The sequence below is a fragment of the Stenotrophomonas sp. NPDC078853 genome (assembly GCF_044901215.1).
GTDB classification, from domain to species: domain Bacteria; phylum Pseudomonadota; class Gammaproteobacteria; order Xanthomonadales; family Xanthomonadaceae; genus Stenotrophomonas; species Stenotrophomonas lacuserhaii.
The window spans coordinates 116,144-133,804 of record NZ_JBJDOQ010000005.1; the positions used below are offsets into that span (position 1 = coordinate 116,144).

A 17,661-nucleotide genomic window follows, 5' to 3' on the forward strand; every position below is an offset into this window, starting at 1 on the left:
CCCGGCGCTAGCGCCCAGGCAATTGCACGAACGCGCGCTGCATGCAGTCTTCGCGCGGGCACACCCGGCAGCCGGGGCCGATCGACACCGAATTGCCCGGGCTCTGGATATCCAGCCCACGCGTGTACACCAGCCGCTCGGCGTGCTGCAGGTCGCAGCCCAGCGCCACCGCGAAGGTCTTGCGCGGCTGGCCGTGGCCGACCGGCCCGCTGCTGACCTGCCGCGCCAGCCAGAAATGGCGTCGCCCATCGGGCATGCGCGCGGTCTGGGTGAGGATGCGCCCGGGCTGGTTGAACGCCTCGTACACGATCCACAGCGGACACGAGCCGCCGACCTGCGAGAAGTGGAAATCGGTGGCCGAATGCCGTTTGGACACATTGCCCGCCCGGTCCACGCGGATGAAGAAGAACGGCAGGCCGGGTGCACTGCGCCGCGCCAGCGTACTCAAGCGGTGGCAGACCGCCTCGAAGCCCACGCCGAACTGGTGTGCCAGCAGTTCGATGTCATAGCCACTGGACTCGGCCGCACGCAGGAATGGGCCGTACGGCATCACCAGCGCCCCGGCGAAGTAGTTGGACAGGCCGATACGTGCCTGCGCGATGCGCTCGTCATCGCCGAAACCAGCCCGCTCGATCACCGCATCCACCTGTTCGGCATGGCCGCGCAGCGCCAGTTCGGCGGCCATCTGGAATGCCTGCTGGCCCGGTTCCAGGTAGTCCGGCAGCCACAGCGTGCGTGCCTGGCGGTCCATCACGCGCTTCTCCCGCCCGGCCTGCAGCGGGGCCACTTCCACCATCACCCCGTGGCGGTCGGCCAGCAGCTGGCGCAGCCGCGGCGCCATGTGGCCCACGCTCAGGCCCCACTCGGCGAACAGGCGCTCGGCCAACGCGTCCAGTTCAGGGATGTGGTTGTGCATGCGGTTGAAGAAATCGCGCACCTGGTCACCGGCCGGCAGGCTCATCCCAGCGCCGGGCTCACCCAGCTGGAACTCCAGCGCGGCGGCGTGTTCGCGCAGCGCCAGATGGCGCCGGTGCAGGTCCAGCAGGGCCTGGCTGACCTGTGGCAGGTTGCCGGCCAGTGCCCGCAGTTCATTGGCGCTGACATCGGCCAGGCCGAGATCACGCAGGGTCTGCCCCAGTGCCTCCTGCAGCGCGGCGGGGCCGCCGGCGTCGAACAGATCGCCCAGCTCACCCAGCACCGCGCGCAGTCGCTGCTGGACCGCCGGGGTCAAGGGCCGCTTGTTGCGCTCGATCTGGTTCAGGTAGCTGGCTGATACGCCAAGCTGCTGTGCCAGCTGCACCTGGGTATAACCGCGCTGCTCGCGCAGCTTGGCCAAGCGGAGCCCGAGGTGGCGTTGGGGCGACTCCGTATTCACAGGATTAACAACTTTCGTCGTTCCGGTTGGCCAGATTAAGCGTAGACAGCCCGGAAATCGAGCGGTCGCTTGTGAATAATGCCAAGCATCCCTGAGACCCCACGGTACCGCCATGACTGTTGCAGCGCCCCGTATCCGCCTGTTGATCGATGGCCAGTTCATCGAATCGTCCACCGCCCACTGGCAGGACGTCGTCAACCCGGCCACCCAGGACGTGCTGGCCCAGGTGCCCTTCGCCACCACCAGCGAAGTGGATGATGCGGTGGCCGCCGCCAAGGAAGCCTTCAAGACCTGGCGCAAGACGCCGATCGGCACCCGCGCGCGCATCTTCCTGAAGTACCAGCAGCTGATCCGCGAGAACATGAGCGAGCTGGCCCATACCCTCAGCGCCGAGCAGGGCAAGACCGTGCCGGACGCCGAAGGCGATGTGTTCCGCGGCCTGGAAGTGGTCGAGCACGCCGCGGCGATCGGCAACCTGCAGCTGGGCGAGCTGGCCAACAACGTGGCCAACGGCGTGGACACCTACACCCTGATGCAGCCGCTGGGCGTGTGCGCGGGCATCACCCCGTTCAACTTCCCGGCGATGATCCCGCTGTGGATGTTCCCGATGGCCATCGCCACCGGCAATACCTTCGTGCTCAAGCCGTCCGAACAGGACCCGATGGTCACTATGCGGCTGGTCGAACTGGCGCTGGAAGCCGGCATTCCGAAGGGCGTGCTGAACGTGGTGCACGGTGGCGAAGAAGTGGTCAACGCAATCTGCGACCACCCCGACATCAAGGCGGTTTCGTTCGTGGGTTCCACCCGCGTCGGCACCCACGTATACAACCGCGCCTCGCTGGCCGGCAAGCGCGTGCAATGCATGATGGGCGCCAAGAACCATGCCGTCGTGCTGCCGGATGCCAACAAGGAACAGACCCTCAACGCGATGGTCGGTGCCGCCTTTGGTGCCGCCGGCCAGCGCTGCATGGCGGCCTCCACGCTGGTACTGGTGGGAGAGGCGCGTTCGTGGGTGCCTGACCTGGTGGCCAAGGCGAAGACGCTGAAGGTCAGCGCCGGTTCGGTCGCCGGCACCGATGTCGGCCCGGTCATCTCCTGCAGCGCACGTGAGCGCGTGGAAGGGCTGATCGCTTCGGGCGTGGAGCAGGGCGCCACGCTGGACCTGGACGGCCGCAATCCGCAGGTGGACGGCTTCGAGAAGGGCAACTTCGTCGGTCCGACGATCTTCTCCGGCGTCACCACCGACATGCGCATCTACCAGGAAGAAATCTTCGGGCCGGTGCTGGTGATCCTCGAAGCGGAAACGCTCGATGACGCCATCGCGCTGGTCAACAGCAACCCCAATGGCAACGGCACGGCGGTGTTCACCCAGTCCGGCGCCGCCGCCCGCAGGTTCCAGGAAGACATCGACGTAGGCCAGGTCGGCATCAACGTGCCGATCCCGGTGCCGGTGCCGCTGTTCTCCTTCACCGGTTCGCGCGCGTCCAAGCTGGGTGACCTCGGCCCGTACGGCAAGCAGGTGGTCATGTTCTACACCCAGACCAAGACCATCACCGCACGCTGGTTCGATGACGAGACGCTCAGCCACGGCGTCAACACCACCATCAGCCTCAAGTAACAACGGAGTTCCAGCCATGAGTAACTCGATGACGACGGAACTCGAAGAAGCGCAGCAGGCCTATCGTGAGGCAGCGCGTGACTTCGCCCAGGCGGAATTGGCGCCGCACGCGGCGCGGTGGGATGCGGAGGGCATCTTTCCGCGCGAGGCGATCGCCAAGGCAGGGGAGCTCGGGTTCTGTGGCCTGTACATGGATCCCGAGGTCGGTGGCAGCGGCTTGAGCCGACTGGACGCCGCCGTCGTCATCGAGGAACTCGCCAACGTGGATCCGTCCACCGCAGCGTACGTGAGCATCCACAACATGGCCTCGTGGATGGTATCCACGTGGGGCCAGCAGGCGCTGCGCGCGGCCTGGGGTGCGGACCTGGCGGCCGGCATCAAGCTGGCCTCCTACTGCCTGACCGAACCCGGCGCCGGCTCCGATGCGGCGTCGCTGAAGACCACGGCGCTGCGCGACGGCGATGATTACGTGCTCAACGGTTCCAAGGCCTTCATTTCCGGGGCCGGTGCCACCGAACTGCTGGTCGTGATGGCGCGTACCGGTGGCGCGGGCGCGGGCGGGATCAGTGCGATCGCCGTGCCAGCCGACCTGCCGGGTATCAGCTACGGCCGCAAGGAAGAGAAGATGGGCTGGAACAGCCAGCCGACCCGCGGCATCACCTTCGAAAACGTGCGCGTGCCGGTCGGCAACCTGCTGGGCGAGGAAGGGGGCGGCTTCAAGCTGGCGATGAAGGGCCTGGACGGTGGCCGCATCAACATCGCGGCCTGCTCGCTGGGCGCCGCCCAGGGGGCGCTGGATGCTGCCCGCCGCTACATGGGCGAACGCCGCCAGTTCGGCAAGGCGCTGGCCGAATTCCAGGCCCTGCAGTTCAAGCTGGCCGACATGGCCATCGAACTGGTGGCGGCCCGCCAGATGGTGCACACGGCGGCGCGCAAGCTCGACGCCGGCGCCAGCGATGCCAATATCTGGTGTGCGATGGCCAAGCGGTTCGCCACCGATGCCGGCTTCACCATCTGCAACGAAGCGCTGCAGATCCACGGCGGCTACGGTTACATCCGCGAATACCCGATCGAGCGACTGCTGCGCGACAGCCGCGTGCACCAGATCCTGGAAGGCACCAACGAAATCATGCGGGTGATCGTCGCCCGCCACCTGCTCAACACCGAAGAGGAACTGCGATGAACGATTGGCGCACCCACGATCACGTCGGCCTGAAGGTCCAGGCCGATGGCCACGTCGCAGTCATCACCCTGCACAACCCGCCTGCGCATACGTGGACCGTGCACAGCCTGGCGGCACTTCGCGACCTCGTCGTCGCGCTGAACGCGGACCGTTCCATCTACGCACTGGTGATCAGTGGCGAGGGCGAGAAGTTCTTCTCCGCCGGCGCCGATCTCAACCAGTTCGCATCGGGTGACAAGGGCGCTGCCCGTGAAGCCGCACGTCGTTTCGGTGAAGCCTTCGAGGCACTGTCCGGCTTCCGTGGCGTGTCCATCGCCGCGATCAACGGCTATGCGATGGGCGGCGGGCTGGAATGCGCGCTGGCCTGTGACCTGCGCATCATCGAAGAACATGCCCAGGTGGCGCTGCCGGAGGCCACCGTCGGCCTGCTGCCGTGCGCCGGTGGCACCCAGAACCTGCCGCGCCTGGTCGGTGAAGGCTGGGCCAAGCGGATGATCCTGCTCGGTGAGCGGATCGACGCCGACACTGCCGTGCGTATCGGCCTGGCCGAACAGAAGGCCGGCAAGGGCGAAGCCAAGGCCCTCGCACTGGAATGGGCGAAGAAGGCCGGCAAGCAGAGCCCGACCAGCATTGCCGCCTGCAAGACGCTGGTGCAGTCCACGCGCACCGGTACCCACGCCGCCGCGCTGGTGGCCGAGCGCGAAGCGTTCGTGGACCTGTTCGACAGCGCTGACCAGGTGGAAGGCGTGAGCGCTTTTCTGGAAAAGCGCAGCGCGCAGTGGAAGAACGCATGAGCCGGGAAACCGACATCGTGGTCGATGAGGCACCGGTGCTGTTCGAAGAGCGCGTGGCGGCCAACGGCATGCGCATCGGCATCGCCACGCTCAACGCACCGCGGACGTTGAACGGGTTCTCGCTGCCGATGGCGCATCTGCTGCTTGAAAAACTGCGCACCTGGGCAACTGACGACGGCGTTGCGATGGTGGTGCTGCAGGGTGCCGGAGAGAAGGCGTTCTGCGCCGGTGGCGACCTGCACAGCCTGTACCAGAGCATGCTGGCGTACCGTCAGGCAGGCCACGTCGACATCCGCCAGAACGCCTACGCCGCCGAGTTCTTCGACGTCGAGTATCGCGTCGACTACCTGATCCATGCCTATGCCAAACCGATCCTGTGCTGGGGTCATGGCATCGTGATGGGCGGGGGCATCGGCCTGATGTCCGGTGCCAGCCATCGCGTGGTCACCGAGCGCTCCAAGCTGGCGTTCCCGGAAATCACCGTCGGCTTGTTCCCGGATGTGGGGGGCAGCTGGCTGCTGCCGCGCGTGCCCGGTAACGGGGGGCGTTTCCTGGCGCTGACTGGCGCGCTGCTCAACCCCGGCGATGCCCTCTTTGCCGGGCTGGCGGACCTGCACGTCGCTGAATCACACCGGGGCGATGTGCTGGATGCGCTGCTGGCGGCAGGCTGGGAAGCCGACTGCAATGCCAACCATCACCACCTCACCACCGTGCTGCAACGCTTCGCCAGTGAGGCTGCGCCCGGGCCCCTGCAGCGCAACGCCGGGTTGGTGGACGTGCTGTGTGACGGCGATGATCTGCAGAAGATCGTAGACCGTATCACCGCCATGGAAAGCGAGGATGCCTGGCTGCAGGCCGCGCAGAAGACGCTGGCAGCCGGGGCTCCCGGCTCGGCGCGACTTGCGTTCGCCCTGCAGGCACGCTGCGCGGACGAACCGCTGGCCGATGTGTATCGACTGGAGTACGTAGCGGCACTGCACTGCGCGGCACACGGCGATTTCGCCGAAGGCATCCGCGCGCTGCTGGTCGACAAGGACCGCACCCCGCATTGGAACCCGGCCACGCTGTCCGACGCCAGCGCGGCGTGGGCCGAAGATTTCTTCATTTCCCCGTGGCCGGCCGACCAGCATCCGCTGGCCGATCTGGAAGCCACCACTCCTGAAAGGACCCCCGCATGAGTCGCATCGCATTCATTGGTCTGGGCAACATGGGCGGGCCGATGGCCGCCAACCTCGCCAAGGCCGGCCACGCCGTGCGGGTGTTCGACCTGGTGCCGGCCGCCGTGCAGGCTGCGGTCGACGCAGGCGCCACCGCAGCCAGCTCCGCACTGGATACGCTGGCCGATGCCGAAGTCGTGATTTCGATGCTGCCGGCCAGCCGCCACGTCGAAGGCGTGTACCTCGGTGATGACGGTCTGCTGGCCGATATTCCGGGCGGTGCGCTGGTGATCGACTGCAGCACCATCGCCCCGGCCACTGCGCGCAAGGTCGCCGAAGCCGCCGCCGCGCGCGGACTGCAGATGCTGGACGCGCCGGTTTCCGGCGGTACCGCCGGCGCCAGCGCCGGCACGCTGACCTTCATCGTCGGCGGCGAAGAAGATGCGCTGGAACGCGCGCGTCCCTACCTGCAGGCGATGGGCAAGAACATCTTCCACGTGGGTGCCAACGGTGCCGGCCAGGTCGCCAAGCTGTGCAACAACATGGCGCTGGGCGTGATCATGGCGGTCACCGGTGAATCCATCGCGCTGGGCGTGGCACACGGGCTGGACCCGAAGGTGTTGTCGCAGATGATGGCGGTCAGCACCGGCCGCAGTTGGGCCACCGAAGTGTGCAACCCGTGGCCCGGCGTGCTGGAAAACGCACCGGCTTCGCGCGGTTACAGCGGCGGTTTCGGCAGCGACCTGATGCTCAAGGACATGGGCCTGGCGGTGGAAGCGGCGATGAGCGTGGGCGCCTCGATTCCGCTCGGCGAACTGGCGCGCAACCTGTATTCGATGAACCACCAGGCAGGCCGCGGCAAGCTTGATTTCTCCAGCGTGGTGCAGCTGGTGAGCAACGAAAAATAGCCCACGGCCAGCGCGTGCTGGCGGGCATGAAGGGGTAGGGGTGACCAGCGGTCGCCCTGCTACCAACCGCGGTGGGATGGGCGGATGCACGGTCACGACCGGCATCCGCCCATTTTTTTTCAGGCCACGATCAGCTTGACGTCGATGTTGCCCCGGGTCGCGTTGGAATACGGGCAGACAACGTGAGCCTTCTGCACCAGCTCTTCCAGCTGCTCGCGCGGCACGCCCGGGGCGGTGATGGTCAGCTCGGCTTCGATGCCGAAACCGGTCGGGATCTGGCCGATGCCGACCTTGCCGGCCACGGTGGTGTCGGCCGGGAGCGCAACCTTGGCCTGGCCTGCGACGAACTTCAGCGCGCCCAGGAAGCAGGCCGAGTAACCGGCAGCGAACAGCTGCTCCGGGTTGGTGCCCGGGCCGCCGGCGCCGCCGAGTTCGCGCGGGGTCGACAGCTGGATGTCCAGCACGTTGTCGGAGGAAACAGCGCGGCCTTCGCGGCCGCCGGTTGCGGTGGCCTGGGCGGTGTAGAGAACCTTTTCGATCGACATGGCGGAGTTCCTTGTTGGGGTGGCCGGTTGGCCGGTGAGGTGTACTTTGCGCGCCGTGGGTGGACGTGTGGCAACATGGAGTCCGGAAAACTTGATGGATCGTCCAGCCATGCTTGATCGACTTGAATCCCTGCTCGACCGCTTCCCGGTCAGTGCGCGGCTGCTGCAGGGTGGCGAGATCAGCGGCCATTGGGTGCCCGCACAGGCCGCCAGCCAACCCCTGCTGCACCTGCTCAGCCAGGGCGGCGTGGAACTGGTGGACCGCGATGGCACCTGCCTGCGCATCGACCAGCCCAGTGTGCTGCTGTACGCCCGCCCGCGCGACCATCACTTCAACGTCGATGACCGATTGCGGGTGCCGCTGGTGACTGCCGGGCTGCGTTTCGAAGCCGGCGAAGGCAGCCCGGTGGCCGATGCGTTGCCGAGCCCGGTCTGCCTGCCGCTGGCCGACCTGCTGGGCAGCAACGCGGTGCTTGGCGTGCTGTTCGAAGAAGCGTTCGCACAACGCTGCGGCCGCCAGGCGATGCTCGATCGTCTGTTCGAACTGGTGATCATCCAGGTGCTGCGCACGCTGATGGAAAACGGCCAGATCCAGGTCGGGCTGCTGGCCGGCATGGGCCATCCACGGCTGCGCCATGCGCTGGTGGCCATGCATGAGCAGCCGGCGGAAGAGTGGTCGCTGCACGCGCTGGCCGAACGTGCCGGGATGTCACGCAGCGCTTTTGCCGAAGGCTTCCGCGAGGTCATCGGAAGTACCCCCGGGCAGTACCTGCAGGCGTGGCGGACCAGGCTGGTGCAGCAGGCGCTGCGTCGTGGCCAGCCGTTGAAGCGCATCGCCGGTGACGTGGGCTACGGCAGCGAAGCGGCGTTGTCGCGCGCGTTCAAGGCGCAGACCGGGCAGTCGCCGCGCGAGTGGAAGCAGGCCGCAAGGTAGCGCCGAGCCATGCTCGGCGAGCGTCCCGCGCGGTGCAGCATTCCGCTGAGCACGGCCAGGCGCTACCGGGTCATACCGCCCATTCCAGGTCGGTGGTGAACATGATGGTCAGCCAGCGATCCGGCGACTCTTCGCCCAGCAGGTCGCCGATCTCATCGCGCAGCCGATCCCATTCGGCCAGCGCGCGTGGCGGATCGTCGGCGCGCACCACGAAGAACAGTTCGATCTGCTCGCCGCGGCCCACCTGCGCCACGTAGCTGCGGTAGTCGAGGAAACCGTGCCGCGCCACCACATCGCGCGCCACCGTATCCACGTGGTTGCGCAGCTCCTGCGGTGCGACCAGCAGGATGCCCGCAAGCGCCTGGCGTACGGTTCCCAACGGAGCCACCATCACGAACAGGCAGACGGCCGCCAGGATGCCCGGATCGATGTACGGGCCGATCCAGTCCAGTGGCGTGCCGCGCACCAGCGCCCCACCGACAAAGGCCAGCAGGTAGCAGGCCGACATGCTGGCGGCGATGATCCAGTTCTTCGCATCCAAAGCGATGAAGTCCGATCCGATGCGCCGGTTGGCGCGCAGCACGAAGGCGGCCAGCGCGCCTTCGGCGAGCAGCGAGATCACCCCGAAGGTGATCGCCGGACCCAGCGCGATCAAGCGCCCGCCCGAGGTGAGCGCATCCACGGCGTTGACGAAGGCATACAGCGCCGCACCGATCATCAGCGTCCCGCTGACCCCCAGCACGATCGGCTCCAGATGCCAGAAGCCCATCGAAAAACGCTGGTTGAGCCGCGACTGCAGCGTATCGGTATTGGTCGATTGGGCGATGAGCCGGGCCACCAGCAGCGAGAGCCAGGTCATGACCACGTCGATCAGGCCGTAGATGCCGTCGAAGATGATCAGCGAGGAGTTGGCGTACAGCCCGAAGCCCACGGCCATGGCCGCCATCACCAGGGTGCCGGCGATGGACAGGCGCAGCACGCCCTGTTCGGTGCGCGGATCGAAGAAGCGGGGGGCAACGGAAGCCATGCCGGGATTGTAGCGCCCGGCCCTGGTAGCGCCGAGCCACGCTCGGCGAGCGCAGCGGCGTGACGACCAACGGTCGTCACCCACCAGAGCAAGGGCAACAGCAGGACGACCCACCAGAGCAAGGGCAACAGCAGGACGACCAACGGTCGTCACTACCTTGCCGCCGTCGCCTGCCGTAAACTTGCGCGCTTACCGCCGCCGCGTATGCGTGGCCCTGCCCGCGGTCACCAGGAACCCCCCATGCAGACCCATTACCCGCTGCGCCAGCAGTGGCTCGGCAACGTCCGTGGCGACGTGCTGTCCGGCATCGTCGTCGCCCTCGCGCTGATCCCCGAAGCGATCGCGTTCTCGCTGATCGCCGGGGTCGACCCCAAGGTCGGCCTGTACGCCTCGTTCTCCATCGCGGTCATCACCGCCATCGCTGGCGGCCGCCCCGGCATGATCTCGGCGGCCACCGGTGCGATGGCGCTGGTGATGGTCGACCTGGTCAAGGACCACGGCCTGCAGTACCTGTTCGCCGCCACCATCCTGACCGGTCTGCTGCAGATGACCGCCGGCGCGCTCAAGCTCGGTTCGCTGATGCGCTTCGTCTCGCGCTCGGTCATCACCGGCTTCGTCAACGCATTGGCGATCCTGATCTTCATGGCCCAGCTGCCGGAGCTGGTCGGCCGCGGCCCGATGGTCTATCTGCTGTGTGCGGCGGCGCTGGCGATCATCTATCTGCTGCCGCGGATCACCCGCGCGGTGCCTTCGCCGTTGGTCGCCATCGGCATCCTCACTGCAGTGGTGATCGGCTTCGGCATCGACGTACGGACCGTGGGCGACATGGGCCAACTGCCGGACAGCCTGCCGTCCTTCTTCCTGCCGGACGTGCCGCTTAACTGGGAGACGCTGCGCATCCTGCTGCCGGTGTCGGCCACCCTGGCGGTGGTGGGGCTGCTGGAATCAATGATGACCCTGCAGATCGTGGAGGACATCACCGAAACCCCAAGCGAGCGCAATCGCGAGTGTGCCGGACAAGGCCTGGCGAACACGGTGACCGGTTTCTTCGGGGGCATGGCCGGCTGCGCGATGATCGGGCAGTCGGTGATCAACGTGACCAGTGGCGGGCGTGGGCGCCTGTCCTGCCTGATCGCCGGCAGCGTGTTGCTGATGCTGGTGGTATATGGCAGCGACCTGGTGCGGCAGATCCCGATGGCCGCCCTGGTGGCGGTGATGATCATGGTCAGCATCGGCACCTTCAGCTGGCGCTCGCTGCGCGACCTGCGCACGCACCCCCGCAGTTCCTCGGCGGTGATGCTGCTGACCGTGGTGGTGACCGTGGCGACGCATGATCTGGCCAAGGGCGTACTCAGCGGCGTGCTGCTGTCAGCGCTGTTCTTCGCGCGCAAGGTCGGCGGCATGCTGGACGTGCAGCGTGATGACCACGAGGGCGCGCAACGGTATGTGGTGCGTGGACAAGTATTCTTCGCATCGGCCGGGCAGTTCGGCGCGGCCTTCGATTACCAGCACGTAGCGCCGCGGGTGGAGATCGACCTGCAGCACGCCCATCTGTGGGACCTCACCGCGGTGGGAGCGCTGGAGCGCGCGGTGGAAAAGCTGCGCGCGCATGGCGCGGTGGTGGAGGTGGTGGGCCTGAACGCGGCCAGCGAAACGCTGATCGAGCGGGTAGGGCGCAAGGGCCCGGCCGGCAGCGCGCATTGATCCCTGCCGGTAGTGACGGCCGCTGGCCGTCAAGCGGGTGGTGGGTGACGACCGTTGGTCGTCACGCCCGTGCCCACCCGGATCATTCAGCCGCCCGGTGTAAACTATTGATCATGCAGGCATTGCCTGCCGCCCCTGATTCTCCAGCGTCCCCATGACCCAGCCAACCGCCACCGCCGCGTCCCGCTACGCCGATTCCCTGCGTCTTTCCGTCGCCCCGATGATGGACTGGACGGACGATGTTTTTTAATTAAGCATAATCAATGATTTGCAGGCTTGGCATGATTTGCTGTAGCACTTGTGTTGCTTTGGGTGCTCCTTTTCGTATCTTGCAGCGCTTGAGGTGCCCACGTGACCACGCTGTCGTATCAGGCCGACCCCGCCCCCAGTGTGGCAATGCCAGCACCGTAGAAGGATCTGAAGGGCCGTTATGAGAGACTACGACGCAAGCAAAATTGACCGAATCGAACTGCTGCCTCTGCCGACGAGGTGGGATCTCCTGCTAGCTCAACCCGTCACGTCCTGGAGTGTGGAGGATTGGACTTATGCGGTAATCCGCACGGATGATTGCCCGATGAGCCGGGTTCAAGCGATGACCGTCTTGCGACGCGCCTATCCCGAACTTGGCGATCAGTTCTCGTATGTCTTACAGGTGTGGGAAGCCGGCTACGGTCCAGCGCCGAGAGACTGACTCACCATACGATTGCGCAGATGGCTTGCTTATGACACTGGCCACCCACTGCATTTGTAGGATCTCCCGCATCAGGTCAGTGCACTGGTAAACGCAGCTGATGGTGGGGTCTCGGCAAACGCCGACGGCTTCGGCAGCATCAAGGATGCGGCTGCGACCTGAGGCTGAGGGTCGGCAGGGAATTGTGTAAAAAACGGCCAAAAGCTAGCTAACTATCTGCCAGCAAAGCCTTTTTGTGCAATCACTCCGCTGCACTTAGACGCAGATCGGCAGATCTAGTTCGTAGCGACTTCAAGAATCCGCCGTGAGAAGTCGATCGGCTCGACCGCCCGCTTAAGATCCAAGGTGTAGTCCCCGAACCGGTTGATATGGCTAGTCCTATACGGTGACGTAAGCGTCCGGTGACCACATCTATGCACCGGCACACCTGAGCGGTGGGATACCCGTTTCCCCAAACGGACAGCCCACATGCCTTCCAAACGCGATTATTGGTCCAAGCAGATCTCCGCCTGGTCCGCCAGCGGCACTACCCAAGCGGCGTGGTGCGCCAAAAACGGGTTGGCGATCAGTAGCTTCAGTTACTGGCGCCGCAAGCTTGCTGCGGCCGCCGCAGCGACTCCTGCATTACCGGCAACGCTACCGATCTGCATCTCCCCCGCCGCACCGGTGGTTACGGCCGATATCCGCCTTCCCAGCGGCGTCAGCGTCTGCGTGCCCGCTACCGACCCGGTCTGGCTGGCGCGGCTGCTTCGCGAGATCGGCGCGTGCTGAGTAGCGCTATCACCGCCTGGCACCTGGTTACCGCCCCGGCAGATCTGCGCTGTGGCATGGACCGGTTGCTGCTGCAGGTGCAGGCATTGCTGGATCGGCCCGCAACCGAGGGCGAGGCGTACGTTTTCGTCAACCGCGCCGGCACGCGCCTCAAGGTGTTGTGCCTTGATCGCCACGGCGTTTGGCTGGCAGTACGTCGGCTGCATCAGGGGCGTTTTCAATGGCCGCGTCCGGGCGATACCGCCTGGACGTTGAGTGGTGAGCAGTGGGCGTGGCTGTGCGCGGGCGTGGACTGGCAGCGCCTGTCCATTGCACCGATGGCAGGTGCGCACCCGCTGTAGACCATGGCATCGTAGTGGACATGGATCTGTCCGCACTCGATGACATCAACGACCCGCAGGCGCTTCGCGACCTGCTGATGTCAGTGACTCGCGAGCGCGACGCTGCCCTGTCCACAGTTGCAGAGCAATCCGCACTGATCGCTGCCCGCGAGCTCACCATTACCCGGCGCGACACCCAGATTGCCACCCTCACCGCCGAGATCTCCCGCCTACGCCGGTTGCAGTTCTCCGCAAAGACCGAGCGCATGGACCCGGGCCAGCGCGAGCTGTTCGAGGAAACCATGGCCGCCGATATCGCGGCCGTGGAAGCGCAGCTGGCGGCTATCCAGGCCGAGGGCGAGAGCGCCGCCGCTGCGCAGCAGCGGCGCAAGGCTGCCAGCGCCGGAGGCAAGTCGCTGCCAGAACACCTGGAACGCGTGGAAACCCGGCACGAGCCGGCCAGCTGCGATTGCCCGCAGTGCCAGGAAAAGCTGGTGCAGATCGGCGAGCACGTCAGCGAGCGGCTGGCCTGCAAACCGCTGCAGTTTTACGTCAAGCGCGATGTCCATCCGCAGTATGCCTGCCGCACCTGCGAGCTGATCGTGGCCGAGCCGGTGGCTGCGGCCATCATCGAGCGCGGCCAGGCTGATGCCAGCCTGCTGGCACAGGTTGCCGTGGCCAAGTATGTCGACCACCTGCCGCTGTATCGTCAGGAAGCCATCTACGCACGCAGCGGCATATCGCTGTCGCGCAGCACACTGGCAGAATGGTGCGGAGCCATCGGCGTGGCATTGCAGCCGCTGGCCGATCGCCTCCGCGAGAAAATGCATGCGCAACACGTGCTGCATGCCGATGAAACCCCGGTGCAGATGCTGGAGCCAAAAACCGGCTCCACCAAACGCGCTTATCTGTTTGCGTATGGCAGCGTCAGACACGTTGGCGCCGATCCGCCGATGGTGATATTCCAGTTTGAAACAGGCCGCAGCGGCGCCCATGTCCGGCAGTTTCTCGGAGACTGGCGCGGCGCGCTGATGGTCGACGATTACAGCGGCTACAAGGCCAGCTTTGCGCAAGGTGTGAGCGAGCTGGGCTGCTGGGCGCACGCCCGGCGCAAGTGACATGAGCAGCACATTGCCAGCGGCAGCGCGATCGCCGCTGAGGCGCTGGCGCGGATTGCGGTGCTGTACAAAATCGAGGAGGCGGCCAGTAACATGACGGTCGAAGCACGCCATGCCTACCGACAAGAGCACGCGCTGCCAGCGCTGGCTCGATTGAAAGCATGGCTGCACGAGCTGCAGCCCAAGGTACTGGGAAACAGCGGCACGGCGCGTGCGTTGGCGTATACGCTCAAACGCTGGGATGCGCTGGCGCGCTACGCCGAGGACGGGGATTATCCGATCGACAACAACCTGATCGAGAATGCCATCCGGCCAATTGCCCTTGGACGCAAGAACTGGCTGTTTGCGGGTTCGGAGCAGGCCGGGAAGCGTGCCGCGGCGATCATGAGCCTGCTGGCCACGGCGAAGGCCAATGGCTTGGAACCGCATGCCTGGCTGTACGAAACGCTGGCGCGCCTGCCGACGACGCTGGACCGGGATATCGATCAACTGCTGCCACTGCGCACGGCTTGAAGCTGCTGGGTAGGTGACGTCGCCAGACGCTTACAGGCGGGCTCGCGATGGAGTCCTATGAGTTGGCCAATGGGATGCGGCCAGTGTGGATCGAGCTTAGTGACGCTATTGCGCACAACCATTCAGTTATGGCAAACAAGGAAACGTCAATGAGATTGTCCATATATCGCGAAACGTTCATGTTAGAAAAAGTAGCTGGCGAGCTCTTTAGCTGACGCAATGCGTCTCCCCCCCGGGTGTTGCAGCCGCAGTAGCACTTAAGCCTTATGCGCTGAGTTGCGGACTTAAAGGCACCGAGCCACACTTTATTGGTGCGGCTCGGTGCTCGCATCGGGAAGGCTCCCGCCGGTCCCGCATTTCTCAGCGAAGCAACAAAACGGGTATATGGCAGGTACGCAACACACTGGTAGTGGTGCTTCCGACTATAAGCCGCCGAACGCGTGAGTGCCCGTAGGCCCCCATTATCAGAAGATCGATCGATGCATCGGCTACTCGCCTAACAATCACTTCTTCGGGTTCGCCTGCAATCACATGGCCCTGACTACTCAAGCCGGCCTCCGTCAGTGTGGATAGTGCCCAGTCCATATTTAGATGGGCGGCGTCACTGTCTTTAGCTACGGTTATGACCTCAACCTGCATACCCGTAAAGAGAGCGCTCCTTGCCATCATCTCGACCCCTTTTCGGGTAGTCGGGCTACCGTCAAATGCGATGAGAACCCTCCTGATAGCTGAAAAAGCACGTGACGCCACCAGCAATGGTTGGTGTAGGGCGCGAACAGCACGTTCCACTTCGCCTCCGAGATGGCCCTTGGCGAAATCAGCATGCTCACCTCGCTTACCGAGAACGAATAGGCGAACCTCGTCCTCGCTCTCTGTCAGGTTGTCCACCAGACTGCCGTGTCGAAGCTTGGTTTCCGCTCGCACTCCCTGGGCAGCCAGGGCAATGGATTGTGCGTGATCAAGTAATAAACGACCCCGCTCCTGGGCAAGCCTGCTCTTGGATTCATCCAGTGCCGCCAACTCCTGGAGGAGCGTCTCCTGGGCGCCCAACGCAAGGCTGCCGCTGAAGTCGTTGCTCGATTGAGAGTCTGAATGGCGTTCCAGCACATGCAGGAACTCCAGGGGGGCGCCCAATCGATTTGCGGCCCACGCGGCGTGGTGGATCACGCTCTCGCTGTAGACGGAAGCGTCGATTGCTGCGAGGACCTTCAAGAGGCCGTTGGCGCTTGAAGGGCTATTGATATGCATTTCCATGGCTATCTCCTCAGTGGCCCATCAATCGTTCAACAGCATCAGGTTTGTCATGCACACCCAGACGGTCAACCAACGTGGCGCTAGCTTCGTTCATGCCAAGGATATTGACCAAAGTTCCCTCACGTCTGAACTTAAGCACCACAGTGTCCAAGGCGCCCACTGCGCTCAGATCCCAGAAGTGCGCCCGACTGACATCGATGGAGACGCGTTCAAGAGCTTCTTTAAAGTCAAAACCGGCAATGAACTGGTCTGCGGACGCAAAGAACACCTGACCTGTCACCGCGTAGGCGCGCTCCCTGCCGGAGTCGAGCGAAGTCGATCCGATGTGCAGCACCTGCCCAACTTTTCGAGCGAAGAACAACCCAGACAGAAGGACACCGGTGAGCACTCCCTTTGCGAGATCATGCGTTAGTACGGTGACTACAACAGTAGCAATCATTACCAGGCTGGAGGCCTTCGGATTCGTGGTAAGCCCTTTGATGGATGACCAACTGAAAGTGCCGATACTGACCATGATCATCACCGCTACCAGTGCCGCCATCGGGATCTGTTTGACCCACGGTCCTGCAAAGACAACCATCAGCAGCAGGTAGATGCCCGCCGCCAAAGATGACAAACGGCCGCGTCCACCTGACTTTACGTTGATCACGGACTGGCCAATCATCGCGCAGCCGGCCATGCCCCCAACGAAGCCCGACGCAATATTGGCAACACCCTGGCCAACGGCCTCGCGGTTCTTGTCGCTCGGCGTATCCGTGAGTTCGTCAACAATCTTGGCGGTCAGCATGGATTCCAACAGGCCCACAACCATGAGAGTTGCAGAGACCGGGAAGATGATCTTGAGCGTCTCAAAATTGAGCGGCACGTCCGGGATGAGAAACACGGGCAAGCTATCAGGCAGTGAGCCCATATCGCCCACAGTGCGGATATCGAGCTTCAGCGCAACAGCAACGAAAGTGAGCACCACGATCGCCACAAGTGGTGATGGGACAGCCTTGGTGATGCGCGGGAACAGGTAGATGATGGCTAGCCCGGCCGCCGTCATGGCGTAGACGGGCCAGGCGACATTCGTCAGTTCTGGCAACTGGGCAAGGAAAATAAGGATCGCCAATGCGTTGACGAAGCCGGTGACCACAGAGCGGGAGATGAACCGCATAAGTGAGCCAAGCCTAATTACGCCCGCCACGATCTGCAGGACGCCGGTCAGCAGCGTTGCAGCAAGCAGATACTGAAGGCCGTGGTCTTTGACCAAAGTGACCATCAACAACGCCATGGCGCCAGTGGCGGCGGAGATCATTCCAGGGCGACCGCCCGTAATGGAAATGACGACTGCAATGCAGAACGAGGCGTAGAGGCCAACCTTAGGGTCGACCCCTGCGATGATGGAAAACGCGATGGCTTCGGGGATCAGGGCGAGAGCTACAACGATGCCCGAAATAAGATCGCCACGAACATTCCCAAACCAGTCCTGGCGCAGGGTAGAGAGCTTATTCAAAATAAATAGTCCGATTGGCCTTGGCAGTCGCCAAGGCTGTCTGTGAGCAAATACGGCAAACCTTCCCGTGAAATCGGGTTTCTCAGTGGCGAGAAATTAAGGTGGCGTAATCACAGTTCTATGCGTCATCGGATTCGCGAAGAGACTTCGCTGGCCGGATAAGCCTAACATCAGTAGTACCCGGGTGCTAGTCTCAAGCACACCCCGTCCGGATCCTGTTGTCGATTCTAAGCCAGTCCTCGCTGGTCAGATCC

At 64.4% G+C, this 17,661-nt stretch carries 15 protein-coding genes and 1 pseudogene; 11 read left to right on the forward strand and 5 right to left on the reverse strand.

The annotated features are described in order from the left end of the window. Positions 1-7: 7 nt before the first annotated feature. Entirely contained in the window at positions 8-1,375 is a 1,368-nt protein-coding gene (locus ACI2JH_RS07485) for a short-chain fatty acyl-CoA regulator family protein (RefSeq protein WP_404735833.1), read from the reverse strand. A 112-nt stretch (positions 1,376-1,487) separates the two neighbouring features. Here ACI2JH_RS07485 and ACI2JH_RS07490 point away from each other — a divergent pair, with 112 nt between their 5' ends. From ACI2JH_RS07490 to mmsB, 5 genes are read left to right on the forward strand one after another with little or no spacing between them, the layout of a single operon-like run. Further along, positions 1,488-2,993 carry a CoA-acylating methylmalonate-semialdehyde dehydrogenase gene (locus ACI2JH_RS07490; protein ID WP_042613738.1) on the forward strand — a complete coding sequence of 502 codons (1,506 nt, stop codon included), beginning with the start codon at positions 1,488-1,490 and terminating at the stop codon, positions 2,991-2,993. A 16-nt stretch (positions 2,994-3,009) separates the two neighbouring features. Further along, a complete protein-coding gene (locus tag ACI2JH_RS07495) occupies positions 3,010-4,176 on the forward strand; it encodes an acyl-CoA dehydrogenase family protein (protein ID WP_101099554.1) in 1,167 nt (388 codons plus the stop codon). Then, complete coding sequence (locus ACI2JH_RS07500; RefSeq protein WP_404735834.1) at positions 4,173-4,970, forward strand: enoyl-CoA hydratase; 798 nt, start codon at positions 4,173-4,175, stop codon at positions 4,968-4,970. Before ACI2JH_RS07495 ends, ACI2JH_RS07500 begins: the two co-directional genes overlap by 4 nt. Beyond that, entirely contained in the window at positions 4,967-6,148 is a 1,182-nt protein-coding gene (locus tag ACI2JH_RS07505; RefSeq protein WP_404735835.1) for an enoyl-CoA hydratase/isomerase family protein, read from the forward strand. The genes ACI2JH_RS07500 and ACI2JH_RS07505 overlap by 4 nt, the downstream gene beginning before the upstream one ends. After that, entirely contained in the window at positions 6,145-7,035 is an 891-nt protein-coding gene (gene mmsB / locus ACI2JH_RS07510; RefSeq protein ID WP_101099551.1) for a 3-hydroxyisobutyrate dehydrogenase, read from the forward strand. Before ACI2JH_RS07505 ends, mmsB begins: the two co-directional genes overlap by 4 nt. 119 nt (positions 7,036-7,154) lie before the next feature. Here the strand turns inward: mmsB and ACI2JH_RS07515 are convergent, their stop codons facing one another. Then, positions 7,155-7,580: an organic hydroperoxide resistance protein gene (locus ACI2JH_RS07515; RefSeq protein ID WP_182656469.1), complete on the reverse strand. Its 426-nt coding sequence runs from the start codon at positions 7,578-7,580 to the stop codon at positions 7,155-7,157. Between the two features lie 109 nt (positions 7,581-7,689). On the opposite strand from ACI2JH_RS07515, the gene ACI2JH_RS07520 reads away from it, so the two are divergent. Next, a complete protein-coding gene (locus tag ACI2JH_RS07520; protein WP_182656468.1) occupies positions 7,690-8,514 on the forward strand; it encodes an AraC family transcriptional regulator in 825 nt (274 codons plus the stop codon). Between the two features lie 70 nt (positions 8,515-8,584). Here ACI2JH_RS07520 and ACI2JH_RS07525 read toward each other — a convergent pair whose 3' ends face one another. Then, positions 8,585-9,541 (reverse strand): cation diffusion facilitator family transporter, encoded by a 957-nt coding sequence (locus ACI2JH_RS07525; RefSeq protein ID WP_404735836.1) that lies wholly within the window; start codon positions 9,539-9,541, stop codon positions 8,585-8,587. Positions 9,542-9,781: 240 nt separating this feature from the next. Here ACI2JH_RS07525 and ACI2JH_RS07530 point away from each other — a divergent pair, with 240 nt between their 5' ends. From ACI2JH_RS07530 to ACI2JH_RS07550, 5 genes and pseudogenes are all read left to right on the forward strand, one after another. Next, entirely contained in the window at positions 9,782-11,245 is a 1,464-nt protein-coding gene (locus ACI2JH_RS07530) for a SulP family inorganic anion transporter (protein WP_404735837.1), read from the forward strand. A 1,159-nt stretch (positions 11,246-12,404) separates the two neighbouring features. After that, positions 12,405-12,707 (forward strand): IS66 family insertion sequence element accessory protein TnpA, encoded by a 303-nt coding sequence (gene tnpA / locus ACI2JH_RS07535; protein WP_404735838.1) that lies wholly within the window; start codon positions 12,405-12,407, stop codon positions 12,705-12,707. Further along, positions 12,701-13,048 (forward strand): IS66 family insertion sequence element accessory protein TnpB, encoded by a 348-nt coding sequence (gene tnpB / locus ACI2JH_RS07540; protein WP_404735839.1) that lies wholly within the window; start codon positions 12,701-12,703, stop codon positions 13,046-13,048. The genes tnpA and tnpB overlap by 7 nt, the downstream gene beginning before the upstream one ends. Positions 13,049-13,125: 77 nt before the next feature. Further along, positions 13,126-14,502 (forward strand): annotated as a pseudogene (gene tnpC, locus ACI2JH_RS07545) (IS66 family transposase); the annotation flags it as partial. Positions 14,503-14,529: 27 nt separating this feature from the next. Beyond that, positions 14,530-14,658 (forward strand): transposase domain-containing protein, encoded by a 129-nt coding sequence (locus ACI2JH_RS07550; protein ID WP_404735899.1) that lies wholly within the window; start codon positions 14,530-14,532, stop codon positions 14,656-14,658. Positions 14,659-15,018: 360 nt separating this feature from the next. Here ACI2JH_RS07550 and ACI2JH_RS07555 read toward each other — a convergent pair whose 3' ends face one another. Together ACI2JH_RS07555 and ACI2JH_RS07560 are read right to left on the reverse strand one after the other, a co-directional pair. Further along, positions 15,019-15,912 carry a universal stress protein gene (locus tag ACI2JH_RS07555; protein ID WP_404735840.1) on the reverse strand — a complete coding sequence of 298 codons (894 nt, stop codon included), beginning with the start codon at positions 15,910-15,912 and terminating at the stop codon, positions 15,019-15,021. A 10-nt stretch (positions 15,913-15,922) separates the two neighbouring features. Further along, positions 15,923-17,407 (reverse strand): SulP family inorganic anion transporter, encoded by a 1,485-nt coding sequence (locus ACI2JH_RS07560; protein ID WP_404735841.1) that lies wholly within the window; start codon positions 17,405-17,407, stop codon positions 15,923-15,925. Positions 17,408-17,661 lie beyond the last annotated feature (254 nt).